The organism is Aerococcus sp. L_32 (assembly GCF_050689315.1).
In genome coordinates this window covers 1-556 of sequence record NZ_JBOEQF010001203.1, presented here as the reverse complement: position 1 = coordinate 556, position 556 = coordinate 1, and the positions used below count along the sequence as shown (strand labels likewise).

At 41.0% G+C, this 556-nt stretch carries 1 protein-coding gene; it reads right to left on the bottom strand.

What is annotated here, in order from left to right:
* Positions 1 to 494: tyrosine-type recombinase/integrase (locus ACRCJ0_RS18940; protein WP_431391746.1), on the bottom strand; the 494-nt coding region annotated here is incomplete at its 3' end.
* Positions 495 to 556: the final 62 nt, after the last annotated feature.

Below are 556 nucleotides of genomic sequence, written 5' to 3'. Positions count from 1 at the left end.
CCCATCTCTAAATGGATGTCTTCTAGTTTGATATGAATGATTTCAGATACCCGCATGCCAGTTGAATACAGGGTTTCCAACAAGGTTCTATCCCGCAACCCTAGTGGCTTAGTGATATCTGGCGTCGCTAAAATCCGATCAACTTCGTCTAAGGTTAAAACAGCTGGTAAATGTTGGGTTTTCTTGGGTAAAGAAATTTTTTCCATTGGATTGCCTTCAATGACCCCATCCAATTTTAGGTAGCGGAAGAAATGACGCAAGGTCGACACGTAATGTGACCTGGTTGACGTGGCCAAATGGTCTTCGTTCATCCACTTTAAATGGTCTAACACTGTGTCCTGACTAATGTCTTGGACCTTTTCGATGCCTTGACGATTTAAATAGGTCATCATTCGGTTTAATTCTTGCTTGTAAGAGATGATGGAATTTTCTGCCAACCCCTCTTCTACACGCATGGTATTTAAAAAATCTTCAATCACTTCAGTTAGCTTCATGCTTACCCTTTCTTCACTCAACGAAACATATACAGTCAAAGGCCTATTCCACTTGATTTGCT